The 20,976-nt window shown below is 40.2% G+C and carries 14 protein-coding genes; 3 read left to right on the top strand and 11 right to left on the bottom strand.

The annotated features are described in order from the left end of the window. Nucleotides 1–10 precede the first annotated feature (10 nt). From ACRD69_RS03560 to ACRD69_RS03535, 6 genes are all read right to left on the bottom strand, one after another. Entirely contained in the window at nt 11–3,337 is a 3,327-nt protein-coding gene (locus ACRD69_RS03560) for a TonB-dependent receptor (protein ID WP_430813687.1), read from the bottom strand. Nucleotides 3,338–3,424: 87 nt separating this feature from the next. Then, on the bottom strand, nt 3,425–4,435 hold the full coding sequence (locus ACRD69_RS03555) for a FecR family protein (protein WP_430813686.1): 1,011 nt from the start codon (nt 4,433–4,435) through the stop codon (nt 3,425–3,427). A 155-nt stretch (nt 4,436–4,590) separates the two neighbouring features. After that, entirely contained in the window at nt 4,591–5,157 is a 567-nt protein-coding gene (locus tag ACRD69_RS03550; RefSeq protein WP_430813685.1) for an RNA polymerase sigma factor, read from the bottom strand. A gap of 107 nt (nt 5,158–5,264) precedes the next feature. Next, complete coding sequence (locus ACRD69_RS03545) at nt 5,265–7,700, bottom strand: glycoside hydrolase family 94 protein (RefSeq protein WP_430813684.1); 2,436 nt, start codon at nt 7,698–7,700, stop codon at nt 5,265–5,267. Nucleotides 7,701–7,711: 11 nt separating this feature from the next. Further along, nucleotides 7,712–9,328, bottom strand: a complete 1,617-nt coding sequence (locus ACRD69_RS03540; protein WP_430813683.1) for an MFS transporter — start codon at nt 9,326–9,328, stop codon at nt 7,712–7,714. A gap of 9 nt (nt 9,329–9,337) precedes the next feature. Further along, nucleotides 9,338–10,072: an NUDIX hydrolase gene (locus ACRD69_RS03535; protein WP_430813682.1), complete on the bottom strand. Its 735-nt coding sequence runs from the start codon at nt 10,070–10,072 to the stop codon at nt 9,338–9,340. A gap of 604 nt (nt 10,073–10,676) precedes the next feature. On the opposite strand from ACRD69_RS03535, the gene ACRD69_RS03530 reads away from it, so the two are divergent. After that, nucleotides 10,677–12,458, top strand: coding sequence for a methyl-accepting chemotaxis protein (locus ACRD69_RS03530; RefSeq protein ID WP_430813681.1), 1,782 nt, complete (start codon nt 10,677–10,679; stop codon nt 12,456–12,458). 222 nt (nt 12,459–12,680) lie between these two features. Here ACRD69_RS03530 and ACRD69_RS03525 read toward each other — a convergent pair whose 3' ends face one another. The 5 genes from ACRD69_RS03525 to ACRD69_RS03505 are packed head-to-tail and all read right to left on the bottom strand — an operon-like array spanning nt 12,681 to nt 19,030. Continuing rightward, nucleotides 12,681–12,866, bottom strand: coding sequence for a YgaP family membrane protein (locus tag ACRD69_RS03525; RefSeq protein WP_430813680.1), 186 nt, complete (start codon nt 12,864–12,866; stop codon nt 12,681–12,683). Between the two features lie 43 nt (nt 12,867–12,909). Next, a complete protein-coding gene (locus ACRD69_RS03520) occupies nt 12,910–13,272 on the bottom strand; it encodes a hypothetical protein (protein WP_430813679.1) in 363 nt (120 codons plus the stop codon). Between the two features lie 16 nt (nt 13,273–13,288). Beyond that, complete coding sequence (locus tag ACRD69_RS03515; RefSeq protein ID WP_430813678.1) at nt 13,289–16,555, bottom strand: efflux RND transporter permease subunit; 3,267 nt, start codon at nt 16,553–16,555, stop codon at nt 13,289–13,291. 27 nt (nt 16,556–16,582) lie between these two features. Next, a complete protein-coding gene (locus ACRD69_RS03510) occupies nt 16,583–17,659 on the bottom strand; it encodes an efflux RND transporter periplasmic adaptor subunit (protein ID WP_430813677.1) in 1,077 nt (358 codons plus the stop codon). A 33-nt stretch (nt 17,660–17,692) separates the two neighbouring features. Beyond that, nucleotides 17,693–19,030, bottom strand: coding sequence for a TolC family protein (locus ACRD69_RS03505; RefSeq protein WP_430813676.1), 1,338 nt, complete (start codon nt 19,028–19,030; stop codon nt 17,693–17,695). 304 nt (nt 19,031–19,334) lie between these two features. Here ACRD69_RS03505 and ACRD69_RS03500 point away from each other — a divergent pair, with 304 nt between their 5' ends. Both ACRD69_RS03500 and ACRD69_RS03495 read left to right on the top strand, forming a co-directional pair. Next, a complete protein-coding gene (locus ACRD69_RS03500; protein ID WP_430813675.1) occupies nt 19,335–20,165 on the top strand; it encodes a CvfB family protein in 831 nt (276 codons plus the stop codon). Between the two features lie 106 nt (nt 20,166–20,271). Further along, nucleotides 20,272–20,862 carry a hypothetical protein gene (locus ACRD69_RS03495; RefSeq protein WP_430813674.1) on the top strand — a complete coding sequence of 197 codons (591 nt, stop codon included), beginning with the start codon at nt 20,272–20,274 and terminating at the stop codon, nt 20,860–20,862. Nucleotides 20,863–20,976 lie beyond the last annotated feature (114 nt).

Here is a 20,976-nt window from a genome sequence, read left to right as displayed (position 1 = left end):
CGATTTTGGATTAGAAATTAACGTTTAAGCCAAACATAACCTTCTTGGTTGTTGGATATAAACCTTTATCAATTCCCTGGCGGTTATCTTCATTTGAACCAGCCTCAGGATCCATACCTTCATATTTGGTAAAGGTGAAGTAATCATCTAAAGAAACGAAAGCTCTTACACGCTGAAGCTTGATTTTTTCGGTGAATGATTTTGGTAAGGTATAGCCTAACTGAATCTGCTTAATACGCATATATGAGGCATCCTGTACCACTAAATCACTTCGGTAAATGTAATCGCTTGTATTGTCAGGTGCCGGCATGCTGGCATTATCACCAGGGCCAGTCCAACGGTCAGTGTAGAAGAAGGAAGGTTTGTTAGTCAGTTTACGGTCTGTGCGGAACCAGGCCATAAATACATCGTTACCCGACATACCTTGCATAAACAGGTTGAAGTCAAAGTTTTTATACTCCATGTTGAAGGTAGCACCATATAACAAATCAGGATGCGGATCACCGATATTAGTCTGGTCAGATGCAGTAATTTCCCCATCATCGTTCACATCAACAACAATTGGCTCACCAGTGGCCGGATCAATACCGTCCGTTTTATAACCTTTAAAATAATAAATCGGGTATCCTTCTTCAAACCATGTCATGTTGTAACCTCTGACGTTGGCTCCGGGCTGAGGTGTATCATCCAGCACCTCTGTTACTTCGTTCTTTAAAGTACTGATATTGAAATTTACACCATACTTCAGACCAAAGGAAGTTGTATTACGCCAGCCCAGTTCAAATTCTAGTCCTGAATTCTTTACTGTACCAAGATTAGCTGAAACATCTTCACCAAAACCTGCTGAAGGAGCCATTTTATTGGGCTTAATCAGTCCATCGGTAATCTTTTCATAGTAATCAACAGAGAAGTTCAGCTTACTGTTAAATGCTCTTAAGTCAACACCAAAGTTTGTTTGTTCTGAAGTTTCCCATCCCAGGTTTGGGTTGGTTGGGCGTGGACTTCTTGAACCACCTGATAACACCTCGTCTTCATTGGGATAATTAATATTCTGCGACGTCCAGAAAGCTCTGTCAGCAAATGGAATCACATTAAAAATACTACCATTCTCACCCCAGCTACCACGAACTTTTAAATAGTCAATTGCTTCCACATTCCAGAAATCTTCCTGCGATATCAACCAACCTGCAGAGATAGCAGTAAAGGATGCCCAGCGGTTGTCTTCCGGTAAGACACTGGCTCCATCACGACGAATGGATCCTTCAAGCATGTATTTACCAGCATAGTTGTAGCTTAAGCGACCAAAGTATGACACCTTGGTGTTCTCCTCAAGGTTACCACCCACCATATTATTGTCACGATCGGCATAATAGTCATGGTAAGCATACTGGCTGCCTTCTTTAGGCATTTCAGATTTCATATAGTAATTAGGATGGGTATACTCTTCATAAGACATACCGCCTAATAAGGTAAAATCGTGATTATTGATTTTCTTGTTATAAGACGCAAAGTTTTCCCATAAGGCTTTGTAATACTTGTCAACCCAGTCCTGCGCAATATTTAAACTGTTAGAGCGCTCTGAAGAGAAATAATATTTAGGTGACCATTCTTTTCGTGATACATAAGTCAGTTCCAAACCAATACGCGATGTAATATTTAAGCCTTTCAGCGGCTTTAAGGTACCATAGAATGACGCTAATAACTTATCAACGATTTCCTCATTATGCGTATTCTCCATAAATGCCACAGGGTTGGCTGTTTCACCTGTTACAAAACGGTTTAAGCCATAATACTCACCATTGGAATTTTGAAGCGGTGTATTTCCATCGGCAATAATCGCATCAATGCGGCTCATATCAGATTCAATGACCGGCGTATATGGATCAAGTAAGAGAGCACTGTTAACGATTGAACGGTATTCATCATCTTCGGGAAGAATATTACGCTTTGAGTGCGAGAAGTTTAAGTTATTACCTACCTCCAACCATTCGGCCATTTCATTTTTGGTGTTGATTCGGAAAGTGTAACGCTCAAATCGTGCTTCTTCGCCACCAATGGCGCCATCTTGCTTCAGGTAAGAACCCGATAACAGATAGGTTGATTTTTCATTACCACCTGAAAAGCTTAAGCTATGACGCTGCATAGGAGCGGCTTCTGAAATTTCGTCAAGCCAGTCGGTATCATAGTTTTCTCCTGAAGGAGGAGTAATAGTCTCACCAGCCTCTTCCATAAATTGTTTATACTGTGCGGCGTTCATCAGCTCGGCATTTGTTGCCAGTGTTTGAATACCATACTGGAAGTTATACTCAATTTTGGATTTCCCTTTCTGACCACTTTTGGTTGTAATTAAAACTACACCATTGGCCCCTTCGGTACCATATATAGCAGCTGATGCGGCATCCTTCAATATCTCCATTGATTCAATATCATTGGGATCAAGGTCATCGATACCTCCTGTTTTCATTCCATCAACAATGTAGAGCGGGTTACTGTTTCCATTTGAACCAGTACCACGAATACGAATTTTAACGCTGGCACCAGGAGCACCCGATGTGGGTAAAACAGCTACACCCGCTGTTCGTCCCTGAATGGCATGTTCTACTCTACCGTTTGATACTTTCTGCAATTCCTCCGCTTTAACCGATGAAATAGCCGCTGTAACAACACTTTTGCGCTGCACGCCGTAACCCACAACTACCACTTCATCCATATCAATAGCCTCTTCCACCATTGTAATATCGATGGTAGCTTTTCCTGCAACCTGAATGGTTTGTGGCTCAAAACCGACAAAAGAGAAATTTACCACCGCATCGGTTGATGCCAAGGTAATGGTATATGTACCATCAATGGAAGTAATTGTTCCATTACCAGGGTTTCCCTGTTCAACAACGGTTACACCAGGGATAGGATCACCATTCACATCGGTTACGACTCCGGTAACAGTATGTTCTTGCTGAACAGCAGTAATAGCTTCAGGAGTTTTAGTAAGCACTATCTGCTTGTCAATAATGCGGTAATTGATATCTGTCGAAGCAAAAAGAACATCCAGTGCGTCCTGTAAATTTTTATCCTCAACATTGATTGAAAGCCCATTTAAATCATCAATGACCTGCTGGTTATACAGAAAAGTATAGCCAGTTTGCTTTTCAATATCATCGATAATTTGTTCTATTGATGAATTATTTCGTTTCATCGAAAGTGTTGCTTCCTGCGAATATGTGCTTGTAGCCCACATTTGCGAAATGCCAACCAGTAAAAGAATCGCTAACATTCTCATACGTCTGTAAATTTTTTGCAAGGCATAGTTATCCCATACCTCAAGTGGATTTTTTTTCATAAATTTGAAATGTTTAGTGAAACAAATTATTTGAGGAGAGTAAACGAAGGTGGTGCTTCATACTCTCCTTTTTTATTAATTATATCATCATTTATTCATTTTAAGTACAACTTTCATTTTACCATACGTTCCATCATCAAGCTTTTTAGGATGATGAATTGTGTAATTAATGGGCGCAGTAAGTTTCATTAAACGAAGTACCTCTTCAACACTTTCGTCTCTGAAGGTTGCCCTGAATTTATAGTCAAGAGGATAAGTGCCATCGAGCATTACATCGATATTATACCAGTCGCTTAACTTATCAGCCACTTGCTTCAGGTTATCTCCCCTGATGATCAATACACCATCAACCCAGCCGGTGTGCTCCTCAGTTTTAACACGATCAACATAAGCCTTTTGAATCTGTTTCTGGTAAATTAAGCGCTGGCCTGGTTTAAGAATGGTAGCTTCGTTATTGTTTGCTACAAACTTGACCTTTCCACTTTCCAGAACCACTTCCGTCGTGCTCCTCTCAGGCCACATATGGGCGTTGAAACGCGTACCCAGCACAACTATCCTTGATTCACTGCCTATCACCTGGAAAGGTCGCTTTTCATCGTGCGTCACATCAAAGAAAGCTTCCCCTTTTAATTGAACATTTCTTGTTTCAAAAGCAGTCTGGTAAGTTAATTCAGAGCCGCCTTTAAGCCATCCGGCCGTACCATCGGGTAAGGTAAATTGCACTTTGGAACCATGCATTGCATGAATAGATGTAATGGTTTGCTCGCTTTGTTGAGTATTGCCACCAACATTTTTAAGTAAAAATAAAATAGCCAATGGCAGCAGCAAAACAGCTGCGATTCGCGAATAGACTTTATACAAGCCAAGGATCCTGTTCTTAGGTTGTGTTTCAATCTTATTATGAATAGCTTCCAGCACATGACCAAGGTCTTTATCAGGCTGGTCGAACTCACCCTTCTTCCAATCTTCTTTTAGATGCTTTTTAAGTTCTGACAGACTATCCTTATCATTAAACTGCTCAATCATATAACGTTCATCCTGAGCTGTAAAATGGCCCGATAAAAAACGCTTTAATCTATTTTCATCAATCTTTGTCATATCTTCAATCACTGCGATCCTTCGACTTGCTTATTCAATTGTGGAATCAGGCTTTTTTCAAGGCCTTTAATAGTAATATCCTGTAAAAAGAAAAATCTCCCTTCGAAAAAGGAGATTTTTTTAAATTAATTTATATCTATATGACTAACTGCCCTTTACATTATTAAAAATAGTAATAATGCAACAGCAATATCACTGATATCAACTCGTTCTTTTAAATAATGTATAACTTCTGAGATCTGGTTATCGATCGTTTTTGGGGCGAGGCCAATGCGATGTGCAATCTCTTTTGATGGCAAACCTTCAAACCGACTCATCTCAAATATCTTACGTTTCTTCTCAGGTAATTCATTCAGTAAATCGATAATCTGGTGTAAAACCGAGCGATAAACAATACCCTTCTCTGTAGAGTTATCGGCTAAATCAGGGGCTAAAACATCCACCATGCCATAGATCAACTGCCTTTTTTCAAACTGTTTCTTGATGTGATTAAAGGCAATGGTAAACAAATAAGACTTAAAGGATTTATTTGAATCAAGCTCCTGGTGCTTTTTCCATATCTTAATAAATACTTCCTGCACAAGCCCCTCGGCATCAACATCTGATTTCAAATACTTAAGTGCAAAGGCGTACAATCTGGAGCTATACAACTCAAAGAGCTTATCAAAAGCCTTTACGTCTCCCTTACTTAGCCTTTTTACAAGTATTTTATCAGAAGTCATCACTTATAGCATTAACACATTAAAGTTATACGATTTTATCTTACTTTATCAAGTATTGCAGTCAAAAATTGCCAGACACCCCATGAAAAGAGTGCCCGGCAATCATATTAACCCATTGTAACAACGACTTTATGTGAACCATCATTTAATAATGGGATCACATTTCCTTCAATTTTTTCTCCATTCACTTCAATAGTGGCAACACCCTTACTTACGCCATCAGGATTCTTAACGGTGATATCATATTCAACACCCCTGAATAAACGTTTAACCGTAAAGCCTTTCCAGTCAGCCGGCACACAAGGTTCAATTTTTAAACCGTCATAATCAGGCTGAACACCCAGTATATATTGTGTAATGGCATAATAATTCCAGGCAGCAGTACCTGTTAACCAGGAATTTTTAGCCTCACCGGGTTTATAGGCATCTTTACCCGCTATCATTTGTGCATATACATACGGTTCAGTCTTATGCAATTCACTGATATCCTCTAAGTAGGCAGGACAAATCTTCTTGTAATATTCCCATGCCTTTTCTCCGCGTCCGATTTCGGTTTCACCAATCATGATCCATGGATTATTATGGCAGAAGATACCGGCGTTTTCTTTGTAACCTTTCGGGTAAGTTGAAATTTCACCGTATTCAATCACATACTTTGTAAAGGCCGGGTTATTCAACACGATACCATAATCACAATCAAGGCGTTCTTTAACCGAATCCAATGCTTTTTCGCACAGGCCATCCTCTTTTCCAATTCCGGCCATGGTGCACCATCCCTGCGATTCAATAAATATCTTCCCTTCTTCATTCTCATCACTTCCTACCTTGTTACCATAGAAATCGTAGGCACGCAGGAACCATTCACCATCCCAGCCTTTTTCTTTAACTGCGGCTATCATTTTATCAACCTCTGCCTGTGCACGCTCAGCTTCAGCATCTTTGCCGATACGCTTGCTCAATTTCACATATTCTTTTCCATACACGACAAACAGCCCAGCAATCATGACCGATTCAGCTTTTGAGCCTTCAGTATTGTTTTCTGTAGTTTGGAATGACTCATTGGGATTGGTAGAAAAACAATTCAGGTTCAGACAATCGTTCCAGTCGGCACGGCCAATCAATGGCAAACCATTTGGCCCCAGATTATTTACCACATGATCAAAAGAGATCGTCAGGTGATCATACAGCGTTTTGGCAATGCTCATATCATTATCAAAGGGCACCATTTCATCTAAAATTGAAAAATCGCCTGACTCTTTAATATAACTGACAACACCCAGTATTAACCACATTGGATCATCGTTAAAACCACCGCCAATGGCATCGTTGCCTCGTTTTGTTAAAGGTTGATACTGGTGATAACAACCACCGTCGGGGAACTGGGTTGATGCAATATCGATAATACGCTCACGCGCACGTTCGGGAATCTGGTGTACAAAACCTATCAGATCCTGGTTTGAATCACGGAAGCCCATGCCACGGCCAATTCCCACCTCAAAGAAAGATGCCGAACGTGACATATTGAAGGTTACCATGCACTGGTACTGGTTCCAGATATTAACCATGCGGTTAAGTTTATCGTCATCACTTTCCAATACAAACTTACCCAGAAGGTTATCCCAATACTGTCGCAAATCATCCAATGCCACCTCAACTTTTTCAACGGTGTTGAAGCGTTCCATTACTTCTTCTGCAGGCTTCTTGTTGATCACGTTCTTCGATTCCCACTTCTCATCTTCAGGGTTCTCAATATACCCAAGGGTAAAAATATAATCCTTTGATTCACCAGGTTGTAACTCCACCTCAATATAATGCGAGGCAATGGGTGACCAGCCGTGAGCTTCTGAATTACCGGGCTGTCCGTTTAAAACAGCCTGGGGTGCAGCAAACTCATTGTATAAACCAACAAATGATTCACGGTCGGTATCGTAACCATCAATAGGTGCGTTTACATTGTAAAAAGCATAATGATTGCGACGCTCTTTATATTCTGTCTTATGGTAGATGGTTGATCCTTTTACTTCCACCTCACCTGTTGACAGGTTACGCTGCAGGTTATTCTGATCATCCTCGGCATTCCAGAGACACCATTCCATGAAAGAGAACAGTTTTATCTTCTTAAGCTCTGATGTGGTGTTCGTCAGTTTAACTTTTTGAACTTCAGCCCATGTTTTTAACGGAATAAAGAATAGTGTTTCGGCTTCAATACCATTTTTCGCGCCAGTAATTTGCGTATAGCTCATACCGTGGCGGCACTCGTATTTATCCAATTCTGTTTTACAAGGTTTCCATCCCGGCGACCATATGGTATCTTCATCTTTAATATAGAAATAACGTCCGCCATTATCCATCGGCACGTTATTGTATCGGTAGCGCGTTAACCGGCGAAACTTAGCATCCTTGTAAAATGCATATCCACCTGCTGTGTTTGATACAAGCCCAAAAAAGTCTTCGTTTCCTAAGTAGTTAATCCAAGGCCACGGTGTTTGTGGGTTGGTGATTACATACTCTCTTCTTTCATCATCAAAATATCCGTACTTCATAACTCAATAAATTATCCCTGTCGCTCTAAAGCAAGTTCGTTATTTCGTTTTTCGTTTAGTTCATTAGTTATTATTGTCATCTTTGATTGGGTAAGGGGATACAATAACATTATACCAGCTGCAAGCACAGCAACTATTGCTGGAATCCAACTCATCAGCATAATAATGCCGGGAACAGCACCTTGAATTGCAACTGCATCCTGCCCATTGTATTTAAACATGGCCAATACAAAACCTATTATTGCCCCTGCAATACCACCTCCAAACTTGGTTGCAAATGAACCTGCAGAATATACAAGTCCTGTTGCTCGTCTGCCATTCTTCCACTCTGAATAATCAGCCGCATCACCCAACATGGCAAAAAATAATGTTGGAAAAATAGCTGCAGCAAATTCGGATGTTATCCCTAACGCAAATATGGCAAGGGTACTTTGCGGACCACAAAATACAAGTAAGGCATTCACCGCCCCTGAAAAAATCAGTGCATATATAAATAGGTTTCGCTTTCCCAAAGAACGAGCCAATGGTGCAGTGGCCATTGCACCTAAAATGGAAATAACCATTAAACCAACCAGATACGATGCTGCCAATAATTCATTGTGCAAATAATGTTTAAAGTAAATAACTGTTATTCCTTGTTTGGTGGCATTGTAGATATTAAACAATAATCCAACGACTAATAGAACAAGCCATGGCTTGTTTTTGACCAAATCTTTTAGGTCTTTCAACAAATTATTTTTTTGCTGAACCGATGGCTTAATGCGTTCTTTGGTTGTTAAAAAAGTAATAATCATAAATCCGGCAAGAAAAACCGATAAGAGGTAAATTGAATGACTATACCCTTTCTTCTGATCTATCACCAAAATTTGCTCCTCTAGTAATTCAGGCTCTCCTTCAACTATAAACGAATATGTTTCATCGGATTGCATGGAAAAGCTCTTTCCTTTCGTCGGCTCATCATTGTCTTTTGCCTCATGCCAAACAAATGTGGCAATACCATGCTCTGTTTTAATATTGGCATTAGGAACATTGTATGGTGATGAAACACTTACCAGATATTTATCTTCAGCCTGTTGAGAAATATTAATTTGTGGCTCAACATTACCAAAAAACATAACCAGATACAATAATGCACCCTGAACCAGCATTCCACCAGCAAAAGCTCCTACCATTCTAAATGAACCTAAACTAGTACGTTCTTTATCATCGCCTGTCATAACAGCCATCAGAGCCCCGTATGGGATATTATTGGCAGTATAGATTAATGTAAAAAGAATATAAGTCACATAGGCATATATAATTTTCCCGGTTGGTCCTAAATCTGGGGTAGTAAAGAGCATTGACAAAATAGCCGCCAATGGAATAGCGGTCCATAATATCCATGGCCTGAAATTACCATATTTAGACTTGGTACGGTCACCTATTACTCCCATTACCACATCGCTTATACCGTCACTGGAACGGGCAACCAACAATAAAACACCAGCAACAGCCGGCGCAATACCAAACACATCAGTATAAAAAATTAACAAAAATGTGGCAACGCCGCGCCAGGCTATATTTGCGGCTCCATCGCCAAGTGCATAACCTATTTTTTCGCGAATTGATATCTTATGATCCTTATTCATTGTATCGATTTAAATAGTAAAGTCGAATAACTCTCTTTTCGTTTTTGTATAAACCTCACGACTGAAGACGTAAAGTCTGGCTGGTTTATGCGCCACGCCCGTTTGTTTTTCATCTAAAGGAATCAGGTATTTCATACGGGCTATTTTCTTGCGAAAATTGCGCTTATCCAGCTCAATGCCCCAAATGGCTTCGTATACATTTTGAAGTTGTGTAAGGGTAAATTTCTCGGGCAAGAGCTCAAATGTTATAGGCTCATACTTAATTCGAAGGCGCAGTGTATTCAATGCCTCTTCCAATATCTGGTTATGATCAAACGCCAGGTCACCAACCTCTTTCACCGGCACCCACCTAACGTTCCGCCCTTTCCAGATCAGCTTCACCTTATCGGTGGCCACAAGGGAATAGAATCCAATAGTGACGATTCGGGCATGCGGATCACGTTCAGTTCTTTTTAACCACAGCTGGTCGTTAGGTTTCTTTAGTCGATCGGGATGTGCAAATGTTTTAAACTGCTCCAGAAAGATATTATCCAGACCTGTTAACTCATTTAAAACCCTGTAAGCCGCATCTTCAATGGTTTCATCTTCGTAAACATGATTACCAGTCAATGTCCTGTCATTGATCAACTGTTCACCACTCTTTTCATCAGTAAGTGTCCTATCAACAATTAAAACTTCAAGTTCTGTACCATTATAACCAAATAATACACAGTCTACTGAAATATATGGAGAAATCTGCCTCATACTACTTAGTGTCTTTTTTACACTTTTGATTCGAGGCAAATGTATTTGTTTTTTTACAGATTGCAAAAAAAATATGGATAAGGACCTAATTTTAACACTCTGGTCTATACTTCTCATGAAAGGATCATCCGCTGCAATAACCGCTATTACCAGGCTAAGTTCTTTTCATATAATTCTGTGAAAAGTTAAAATGATAAGTAGTGAAATACCGATCATGAAAGTCCAAACACATTCGGTAGCTATACACCTGTATAAAGGTGTGCAAAAAACTCCGGCAAGAGCACTAAAACGATAGATTTATGGTAAACCCGGGTTGTTTTTAAGCAATTACCACATTTTGTTGTGCAAAAGCATTTACCTTTGGTTATCTGACAATTAGCTAATATATTCAATATTTAAGCAGCATAAATGAAGCTATTTGAGTATTTAATTGCGGATAAATTTCGTCAATAATTTTCACAGCTTCATGTAAATATTTAGGCATTTCATACACCCAAATTACATATACACCTCAACTAATGACACTTAGCATTATTGGTCATTCGTAACAAGTCATTTCAGAACATTATTTTTGTGAGCAATAACCTCATCAGAAACACAAGGAATGAAAATAAATTTCGTGAGAAATACGTCAATTAGAATCAGGTTGATTGCAGGATTTTCAACAATGGTTGCCTGTGTTGCCCTAGTTGGTTTTATTGGACGAACCGGGATCAACAACACACAGAACATAGTTGAAGTCGCCAATCATTTAAAACAGGGGCAGGACAATCTTTTAAATGCAAGGATAGCTGTTCTTTATTACATGAAATTCAATGATAATGCAAAAGTAGACATTGCTTTATCAGGTCTTTCGGACGCACTGAAAGAAGTAAATTCAGCTGATAGCTTAAGTTCATTCAATAAGCAAAAGACCGATTCACTCATAACGGCAATATCTGATTACGCCGCAGGTTTACGTGCCTATGTTGATGTTGAAAACGACAAGAACACCACCAAAAGCAATTGGGCCAAAATAGGTGGTAAAGTTGGTGCCTTGATCTCCTATGACAGACAGATCAATCAACACCACAAATTATCGAAAGACATTTTTTATGCGCACAGCCAGATAAGACTTGCCGCCTGGGAATTTGTATCAGCGCCCATTGATCAGAACGGCGATATCAATAAACAGTCACTTCGAAAAGTAGACTCAAAGATCGAGAAGCTTTATAAGATTCTTGATAAAGCAAGCACCAGCTATAACACAAAAACAACTGCCTCGATTGCTCAAGTTAAAGATGGCTATAAAGAATACCATGATGCCTTTGAATTATTTGTCAATGAAAACATTGAACAAGGCAATCAAATGAAGGCCATGCAAGCCTCAGGTGCCGCCGTTGCAAAGCTTAGCAAAGAAGTTATTGAACAAATAACCAGGGAAGAAATCCGAATTATAAGAGCGGCTGCTTTTTGGAGTACGACATTACTGATAATAGCCATACTTATTGGAATAATTACATCCAGAGTCATTGCACAAAGCATTATAAAACCTGTTAAAAACGGGGTACAGCTGGCCGAAGCATTGGCCAAAGGAGAGTTACACCACTCTTATACAACAAGCGGAAAAGACGAAATAAGCCGCTTAATGGCCGCACTTAAACAAATGAATTTAAAACTGCGCGAAGTTGTAAGTGAGATCAGTACAGGAGCAGAACAGCTCAATCATGCCAGTGAACAGCTTAATATCAGTTCGCAGGAATTAACGCAGGGAGCAAGTGAGCAAGCAGCATCTATAGAAGAGGTATCAACAACAATGGAAGAAATGGTGGCGAATATTGAGCAAAACAATGCCAATGCCGATACCAGTGAAGTCCATTCAAATGATGCTTTGGAGGGAATTAAAATCACGGCTGTTGAATCGGAGAAAGCCAAGCAAGCCAATAAGCTTATCACTGATAAAATATCGATGATCGAAGAAATAGCCATGCAAACAAACATACTGGCCCTTAACGCATCTGTTGAAGCTGCCCGGGCGGGTGAACACGGAAGAGGATTTGCAGTGGTAGCAGGTGAGGTGCGAAAACTGGCTGAAAGAAGTCAGGATACAGCCGCAGAGATTGTAAAAGCAGCCCATGAGAGTAATGCTTTATCAGAGAACTCAAGCGAGTTACTCAATAAAATGTTACCATCAATCGATAATTCTAATAACCTGATGAAGGAAATTTCGTCAGCAACAAGAGAGCAAAAAGACGCCGTCAGACAAATTAACGCTGCCATACAGCAGCTTAATCACACTACCCAGTTAAATGCCTCAAGCAGTGAAGAAATAGCAGGTAATGCTGAAGAACTCAATTCACAGGCGACTCAATTAAAGGAATTGATCGATTTTTTCAAGTTGGATTAGCCATGCTAATAATAAAACTGAAGTCCGTATAAAGACGTTTTATTTATGACCTAAGAGATCATATTCGCAGGTAAAATAAGTCGCTCTTGTCCGGACCAGGTAGCTACAATTTATCAACATCTAGATTAAAGGCTCCGATCTAACGAGATCAGAGCCTTTATCATTCACAAACAAAAAATATAGAAAACATTTGCCCAATCGCAACGAGCAACTGAACTCTAACTATTTCGGTACGCCTAACTTAGTCAGTATATCTGTCATCAAACACCACTTAGTTATGGAAGACTGTATAAGGTTCACCCCTACAAATCCGGCCAGAAAAAGCCAGTTAATATTGACATAAATTGCCAGCAAAACACTGATCAACACAAATGTTCCGGCCACTGCTCTTACTATTCTTTCCTGCATATTTTCAGCTATTTATATTATTAATTACTTCTCTTTTGATTGTTTATACCCCTGACTCAACATTAATGACATAGGCATTGATATTGCATTGAGGCATTTCAGCTTTACACTGCAATAGTTTTTCCTGTAAACTACTGGCCTGTTCATCACCTACGAATGAGATAAAAGCGATGTTATCAACCCCCATCGTTCGTTGGCCAAACCAATTACCCAGGCGATGCTGCTGTTCAAGCTTACGCATGCCTTTCATTTCTATTTCATTATAATAGGAAACCTGGTGTTCACTAAAAAACTCCTGCAAACGCTCTCTGTATTCTGCCACTGTAATGGCTATTAATAGTTTCATATCTTCAGTAGATGATACAATGCTCACTGCACTGGCGCCGTTATTACCGGCACCATGCATGGTGAACTATGCTTTATTAATTTTTATTTTCTATCACTTCTTCAAGCATTTCCTGATGATTGGTTGAATCATCGGTTTTTCCTTCACTATCATCCCCTTCAAACTTCTTGCGCTCGGTCATATAATAAATAAGAGGCACTATCAGCAAGGTTAAGACGGTAGAAGCAATGGTTCCGCCCATTAGTGAAATTGCAAGTCCCTGGAAAATTGGATCGAAGAGGATAACAACAGCACCAATAACAACTGTACCAGCAGTTAAAAGAATTGGCGTTGTCCTGACAGCCCCTGCTTCAATCACAGCCTCTCGTAAAGCCACTCCCTCATTGAGTCGGATATTCACAAAGTCGATGAGCAATATGGAATTTCGAACCATTATACCGGCCAGTGCAATCATACCGATCATTGAAGTTGCGGTAAAAAAGGCATTGAGCATCCAGTGTCCCAAGACAATGCCCACCAGTGACAATGGTATAGCCACCATCATTACGAACGGTACTTTAAGGTTTTGAAACCATCCTACAATTAGCATGTAGATGATAACCAGTACAACAGCAAAAGCGGTTCCTAAATCACGGAACACCTCATAGGTAATTTGCCATTCGCCATCCCATTTAAGTCCGAAATTATTCTCAACAAAGGGCTGCCCATTATAAAACTCCTCGATACTATACCCCTCGGGCAATTGTATTTCACCCATTCGCTCACTCATATCAAGTATCGCGTAAACAGGACTTTCAAGTTTACCTGCAACATCGGCAGTTACATAAACCACCTGCTTTTGATTCTTTCTAAAAATGCTCTTCTCCCTTGTTTCCTCAGAGATATTAACCAGATCTCCAACCACGACCATGTTGCCCTGCTGAGACTTGATGCTTACCATTTTCAGATCATCAATACTTGCACGCTCACTCTCTAGTAAACGTAGTTTTATACCTACCTGCTGATGGTCTTTTTCAGCATAAAGCTGAGATACCTGCGCTCCACGCAGGGCCATATTCAAAGCCTGAATAATTTGCTGAGGAGCAACACCAGCCAACATGGCTTTTTCTTTATCAACATCAAAGTGATATTCGACCTGATCATCTTCCATCATCCAATCTACGTCGACCACACTCTCTGTGTCAGCAAAAATATTTTTCACTTGCAATGCCACATCTCGTTGTGATTCGTAGTCTGGTCCGTAAATTTCAGCCACCAGGGTAGACATTACCGGAGGTCCGGGTGGCACCTCAACCACTTTCACGTTGGCATTGAAGCGCTCTCCTATAGCCTGTAATCCGGGTCGCAATTCCTTGGCAATATCATGTGATTGCAGATCGCGTTCTTTTTTAGAAACCAGGTTAACCTGTATGTCCGCCACGTTAGCCCCTCGTCGCAGATCATAGTGACGAACCAGGCCGTTAAAATTGATCGGAGCTGAAGTGCCCACATAAGTCTGGTAATTGGTTACCAGCTCATGCCCCTTCAGGTAGGCGGCCAACTCCTTGGTAACATTGGCTGTTTCTTCCAAAGTCGTTCCCTCGGGCATATCAATCACCACCTGGAATTCATTTTTATTGTCAAAAGGCAGAATCTTAACGGTTACTACCTTAAACAGGAACAGACTGGCCGATCCGAATAAAAGGACAGTTACTCCAATGATAAATACCCACCTTTTAAAGGAGTTTTCGATCATTGGACGCATTGTTTTATCGTACAACCTGTAAATTAAGGTCTTTTCAAGTGAGTAATCTTTATCCTTATCACCTCCATCATCATGCTTTAACAAACGATACGCCAACCATGGTGTGATCATTAGTGCTACCAGCAATGAAAAGATCATTGCAATAGATGCACCAATGGGCATCGGGCTCATATACGGCCCCATCATACCAGAAACAAATACCATAGGTATTACCGCCGCAATTACAGTAAAAGTCGCAAGGATAGTTGGGTTACCAACCTCATCGATGGAGCGCAATGCCGCCTGCCAGAAGGGTAACTGTTTCATTTTGAAGTGGCGGTGCATGTTCTCGGCAATGATAATGGAATCATCAACCACAATACCGGTCACAAATACCAAAGCAAATAAGGTAATACGGTTCAGGGTATAATCAAGGAAATAATAACTGAACATGGTTAGCGCAAAGGTGATAGGCACCGAAATAAATACCACCAGTCCACCTCGCCATCCCATGGCAAGCATCACTACAAAGGTAACCGCTACAATGGCACCCAACAAGTGCATTAGCAGCTCTCCTACTTTATCAGATGCAGTTTCTCCATAATTTCTTGTTACCTCAACCTGAATATCTGCAGGTATTAATTCTTCGCGCAGCACATCTATTTTTTCAGTGATTTGCTCAGCTAATCGCATGGCATCTGCCCCCCGGCGTTTAGCAACCGAAATTGTAACAGCAGGATATTCACTATGATACACTTCTTTGTTTTCACTGGCAGTTCCATAACCGAAAGCCACATATGAACTTGGTAATTCAGGGCCATCTTCGACCTGAGCCACCTGGTGCAAATACACAGGCGACTGCTGATGTACACCTATCACCAAATTAGCGACCTCATCAACATGCTCAAAAAACTTACCTGTTTGCACCGAATACTCCGTATTGTTTTGATTGAAGCTACCTGCGGAAACCTGTTGATTGGCAGCTTGTAACTGCTGGGTAATCAACAGTGGGTCAACATTGAATGCAGCCATTTTATCACGCTCCAACACGACCTGTATCTCCCTGTTTCGTCCACCAATCACTTTGGTTTCAGATACATCTGTTATCTTTTCAATTTCAGAAGTCAGTTCCTGGGCAACCCTTTTCAACTGGTAATCATCGTAATGTTCACTCCATAGGGTAAGTCCCATTACCGGCACATCATCTATAGATCGCGTTTTCACCAGGGGTAAGGTAACACCTGCCGGCATCTGATCCATATTCTTCATTATCTCGTTGTAAAGCTTAACGAGACTTCGCTCGATGTCTTCTCCCACATAAAACTGAACAATAAGCATGGCCTGTTCATTTAAGGACTGCGAGTAAACATATTCAACTCCTTTTACATTTGAGATAACTTTCTCGATAGGTGTAACAATCTTCGATTCTACTTCTTTAGGGCTCGCTCCGGGATACCCGATAAAAATATCAGCTATAGGAACATCAATCTGGGGCTCTTCTTCCCGTGGAGTCAGATATGAGCTATACACCCCGATGATCATAAAAGCGATCATTAATAATGGTGTAAGCTTTGATTTTATAAACATCCGGGCTAATGTCCCGGCAAATCCTGTTTTCATAATTCTAAGATTTTAATTTTGGGAACATTAGTTTAATTGCAATGGAGCGCCATCATACAAGCGTCCTTCAGCAGATACCACTATTTGGTTGCCTTCATTAAGTCCGGACAGCACTTCTGTTTTATCTCCATATGCAGCACCCAGGCGAACCCATCGGAGCAAGGCCTGGTTTGATGTGCTTACTGTCCATAATCCTTTAAGCTGGCCCCTTTCAACAATGGATGAAGAGGCGACCAGAATCTTCTTTTCTTCACCTTTCAAGTGGTTGACATGTGCAAAAACACCGCTTCTTATAAGCTCTTTTTGCTTCATATCTGGATTTAAACTGATTCTGGCATCGAACTGTGAACCAGAGAAGCGGCTTGACGGACTAATGCGTGCAACAGTACCCTGTATTGGTTCCTTGCAAGCATCAATCATGACCTCAACAGCATCTCCTTTATCCATTTTGTAAACATCTGATTCAGGAATCTTAGCGATCACTTCAAACAATCCGGGTGCTTCAATAGCCAGTAAAGGCAAACCCGGATTAGCCATATCGCCAGCATCAACAAAGCGTTGCGTGATAACTCCGCTGTATGGTGCACGAATATTAGCATAAGCCAATAGCTCATCAATTTCATCCTTGGCTTTTAAGGCTGCTTCCAGTTGAGCTTTGGTCATTTCGTAATGTACGGTAATATCATCCAGCTCCTTTTGTGTAGCACTATTGCTACTCCTCAATGCCTGAATCCTTTGATAATCGTCTTTTGCATGTTTATTGGCTGCTTTGGCCTGAATAATATTCGCCTCCACCTGCTTTTGCTTTGCCTGAATATCATTACTTCGGATAGACATCAGTAACTGCCCTTTCTTAACCGCATCGCCTTCATGAACCATTACCTGGCTTATCTGCCCCATAATACGGGTACTAAGGGTTGACTGATTAACAGATGATACTGTACCTGTATAATGGTGTTTTTTGGGAACTGTTGTTAATTCAACTACCTGCACATTGGCTTTTACGGCCTCCTGTTTAGATTCTGTATGTGATGAAGACCCTCCGCAAGATTGCGTTAAATAGGCGAATGCCAAAGCGGCTATGGATAACTTTAACGTTTTCATTGTATAGTATTTTGTTTTTTTGAATGACTAGATTTAATTCTGGCTCGATTCAGATGCCAGTAATTGGTATTTAAAAACAGCTACGTTGTAGTTGTATATGGCATTAAGTTTCTTAAGAAGACTTTCTTCGGCTTTGGTTTCTGCCATCAAAAGGTCTGATGTTTTTTCCATCCCCTGGTTATATCGGTTGGTTCGTATACGCAGCGATTCAAGAGCCTCTTCAGCGGCCAGGTTATATGTTACCATCTGGCTTTCGGCCACAGCTATCGCCCTTGATGCCTTTGACAGTTCCATATTCTCTTTCTCCAGATAATCCTGATATGCTATTTGTGCTTTATTATAGCTGGCTTTTGACTGATTGTACTTACCAATATTTCTACCTCCATTAAAAACGCGCCATTGTAGCTTAACACCCACCATGTAACTGTCGGCACCAAAACCTCCAAAATCAGCATCGTACATATTGTATGCTCCAAAAGCATTTACGCGTGGCGCAAACTTATACAAGTCACTCTTCGACAACTTTTTGTGTGCTTCTAATCCATGCTGCATAGCCAAAACATCAGATCGATTTAGAATGCTTGTTGCATTATTAAATGAGAAAGCAACCTGAGTGATCGAATCACTTACCTGTATTGGTAAAGTAATATCTCGTCCCATTAAAAAATTAAGCATTTCTGTCATACTTTTGACATTGTTTTCAGCTTCCTGTACCATCGCTACCTGTTCATATTGACGGACTCTTATGGCCATCACATCTGCTTCTTTTAAATATCCCTGTTGCAAATTATCTTCAGCCATTTTTAAATAAGAGTCAGTGGCAGCCTGAGCTTTTGTCATCACCTGAACTCTGTTTTGAGCCAATTGCAATCCATAATAGGTTTGCTTTACCATGAAGCTGATTTGCTCTATTGTATACTCCGTTTTTCTTTCTGTAGCTTTTACCTGATTATTAGCTGCGCCTTTACCTGCCCATGCATCTAAATTAATAAGAGGCTGCTCTATCATAACCTGGGTACCAAATTGATTGGTTTGTCCAGGAGAATTGATCACAGCCGGATCAAAATCGGCCATCGTAACATTTTGTTGCTGAAGCTTAAAACCAAAAGCATATAACGGATCATTGGAAGTAGTGTATCCACTTGACAGTTCAACCGATGGCAAAAAAGCCGCCAGGGCCTGTTGGTTACCACCTTTTGCCGCTTCCACATCTGCTAAAGCTTTTTGAACCTCGCGATTATTCTCTGAAGCCAGGTTTAAAGCTTCATCCAACGAAAAGACTGCATCACCCGCACTTTCCTGAGCGTGCGTCAGCAGGCCTGCCAATACCAGGCAGACTGCTAATCCATGTTTAAGAAGTTTTCTATTCATATTTTTAGTTTGTTTTTTCATCATTATTAGTCGTTCAACTAAATCACTGTACAAACATATATCTATTTTTCTACATATGCAACTTTCTAGATGTGTAGATACTTTATGAATCCCCTATAACACTGAATGACTGAAATCTAACACCCTTTATTTTTAGACAAAAAAGTCTTTTATTAGATCACATTGGTCAGGAAATTCATTTAGGTATATTAAGTTCTTAATTAAAAAGCACAATTTCCACTGTTATAAATCATATCAGCTCCTAAATGTATTTTAGTTACCTTTGCGGTCACATTTATTCATTATGATAGGCAAGTACAATACACTAAAGGTTATTAAGGAAGTTGATTTTGGGGTTTACCTGGATGGAGGAGAAGATTTTGGAGAAATATTACTCCCCATACGTTATGTCCCGCCAGGCCTTAAACCGGATGATGAAATAGAGGTATTTATATACCTGGATTCGGAGGACAGGGTAATTGCAACAACCGAGGAGCCTTATGCTACTGTTGGTGAATTAGCTTATCTTGAAGTAATATCCGTGAATAAAACCGGAGCCTTTCTGGACTGGGGACTGATGAAGGACCTGCTGGTACCTTATCGTGAGCAAGCCGAACGGATGAAAGAAGGTGAAAAATATGCTGTATACATCTATCTGGATGATGAGAGTCGTCGGATTGTTGCTACATCAAAGCTTAATTCGGCTCTTGACAATTTGCTTCCGGAGTATGAAGAAGGCGAAGAAGTTAATTTGATGGTAATAGGCAAAACTGATCTTGGTTATAAAGTTGCCGTAAATAATTTGCATACAGGCATGTTATACCACAATGAACTATTCAAACCAATTAAGATTGGTGATAAATGCAAGGGGTATATTAAAAAAGTCAGGGAAGATGACAAGCTGGATATTACACTGGAAAAACCCGGTTATGAAAAAATTGATGGTTTGGCTGGTGAAATATTATCAATCCTTAATTCAAAGGGAGGCCAGATGAATGTTTCTGACAAAAGTCCCGCTGAAGTTATTTACAAGGTTTTTGGCACCAGTAAAAAGAACTTTAAGAAGGCCATTGGAACTCTATATAAACAGCGAATTATCGAAATCAATAAAGACAATATCAAACTATTGAAATAAGCGTTCAGTTTACCAACTGATTCAAGATCCAAATCACACAAATTTACATGTTGAATCAAAAGTGCATCACTTTCAGTGGTGTGTGTTGCGTATTGTGAAAATTAAAATGAAAAAGTTGATTTTTTTAATTGGGGGTCTTTTTGCCTTCACATTTGTATCGGGAACAAGTAAACAAGATCTGTATGAGTCTGCTAATACTTATCAAGAGGTACCTGCAAGTATTCATTCTTTGAGTGTTCAGTTTTTTAATACGATTGGTTATAGCGATCTGGAAGCAAGCTTTTGGCTTACAGCATTTGAGGATGCACGTCATAGTTTTAATTTACGTCTGGCTCATCAACGATTCGATGAGCAATACTTTGGAATAGGATTGGGATATGGCTATGACTTTCGCTTAAAACAGCATTCTTTTCAACCGTACCTTACCTATAACCATGATATTGAAAGCTGGAAGAATGCCGCTTTGGTAACAGGTCTTTATTACACCTACGGAGGCAGATTTGACTTTGGAGCAGGCACCACGAGCAACTTTAACGATGCGGGCTATAGTAATAATTCTCACTGGATCGATGCATTCTATAATATTAAGTCATACGGAGGTATTCAGATAGGTTTTGAATATTGCTTTATGAGCGATTCATCAGATAAGTATTATGGCATCATCTTTCAAAAAACCCTTTGGCGAAAGAGTAAATAAGTCTGCCTTAAAAGTGATTTCGTGAAATTTGACAGAAAAAGTGCAATACCAGCCTCTAAATTGGCTATATATCTTGCACTTTTCCAGTCTGTAGCTTGCGCGAATCATTTTGCT

This window comes from Carboxylicivirga agarovorans (assembly GCF_050589845.1).
Lineage (GTDB): Bacteria > Bacteroidota > Bacteroidia > Bacteroidales > Marinilabiliaceae > Carboxylicivirga > Carboxylicivirga agarovorans.
The sequence above is the reverse complement of the archived record's forward strand: the minus strand, read 5'-3'. Positions and strand labels throughout refer to the sequence as shown.

Coding starts and splice junctions, on each gene's coding strand:
- ACRD69_RS03560 (WP_430813687.1), bottom strand. CDS start 3,337: ATGAAAAAAAATCCACTTGAGGTATGGGATAACTATGCCTTGCAAAAA.
- ACRD69_RS03555 (WP_430813686.1), bottom strand. CDS start 4,435: ATGACAAAGATTGATGAAAATAGATTAAAGCGTTTTTTATCGGGCCAT.
- ACRD69_RS03550 (WP_430813685.1), bottom strand. CDS start 5,157: ATGACTTCTGATAAAATACTTGTAAAAAGGCTAAGTAAGGGAGACGTA.
- ACRD69_RS03545 (WP_430813684.1), bottom strand. CDS start 7,700: ATGAAGTACGGATATTTTGATGATGAAAGAAGAGAGTATGTAATCACC.
- ACRD69_RS03540 (WP_430813683.1), bottom strand. CDS start 9,328: ATGAATAAGGATCATAAGATATCAATTCGCGAAAAAATAGGTTATGCA.
- ACRD69_RS03535 (WP_430813682.1), bottom strand. CDS start 10,072: ATGAGGCAGATTTCTCCATATATTTCAGTAGACTGTGTATTATTTGGT.
- ACRD69_RS03530 (WP_430813681.1), top strand. CDS start 10,677: ATGAAAATAAATTTCGTGAGAAATACGTCAATTAGAATCAGGTTGATT.
- ACRD69_RS03525 (WP_430813680.1), bottom strand. CDS start 12,866: ATGCAGGAAAGAATAGTAAGAGCAGTGGCCGGAACATTTGTGTTGATC.
- ACRD69_RS03520 (WP_430813679.1), bottom strand. CDS start 13,272: ATGCATGGTGCCGGTAATAACGGCGCCAGTGCAGTGAGCATTGTATCA.
- ACRD69_RS03515 (WP_430813678.1), bottom strand. CDS start 16,555: ATGAAAACAGGATTTGCCGGGACATTAGCCCGGATGTTTATAAAATCA.
- ACRD69_RS03510 (WP_430813677.1), bottom strand. CDS start 17,659: ATGAAAACGTTAAAGTTATCCATAGCCGCTTTGGCATTCGCCTATTTA.
- ACRD69_RS03505 (WP_430813676.1), bottom strand. CDS start 19,030: ATGAATAGAAAACTTCTTAAACATGGATTAGCAGTCTGCCTGGTATTG.
- ACRD69_RS03500 (WP_430813675.1), top strand. CDS start 19,335: ATGATAGGCAAGTACAATACACTAAAGGTTATTAAGGAAGTTGATTTT.
- ACRD69_RS03495 (WP_430813674.1), top strand. CDS start 20,272: ATGAAAAAGTTGATTTTTTTAATTGGGGGTCTTTTTGCCTTCACATTT.